A 410-nucleotide genomic window follows, 5' to 3' on the forward strand; every position below is an offset into this window, starting at 1 on the left:
TCGGGGTCGGCCTTGATCGGCGACTGGACGCCGTCCATGACCACCTCTTCGGGCAGCAATACCGGCAGTTTGTCCGCTGGCACCGGGATTTCGCCGCCGTCGGGCAGGTTGTACATCGGGATGGGTGCACCCCAGTAGCGCTGACGGGAGACCCCCCAGTCGCGCAAGCGGTAATTCTCGGTGACTTTGCCTTGACCGGCGGCTTTCAGGGCCTGGGCGATCACCTCAAAGGCCGCATCAAAATCCAGACCATCGTATTCGCCGGAGTTGACCAGCACGCCTTTTTCGGTAAAGGCCTCCTGGCTGATATCACAGGGCTCATCGCCTTTCGGTGCGATCACCTGTTTGATCGGCAGATCGTACTTATGGGCAAACTCGAAATCCCGCTGGTCGTGGGCGGGCACCGCCAT

General features: G+C 61.0%; 1 protein-coding gene. It reads right to left on the bottom strand.

Annotated features, from left to right (window positions below; all coding sequences use genetic code 11):
• Positions 1-410 (bottom strand): class I tRNA ligase family protein (locus B3187_RS07555; protein WP_286805501.1); only part of this gene is annotated, 410 nt, incomplete at both ends.

The sequence above is a fragment of the Marinimicrobium sp. UBA4209 genome (assembly GCF_002381585.1).
Taxonomy (GTDB): Bacteria; Pseudomonadota; Gammaproteobacteria; order Pseudomonadales; family Cellvibrionaceae; genus Marinimicrobium; species Marinimicrobium koreense.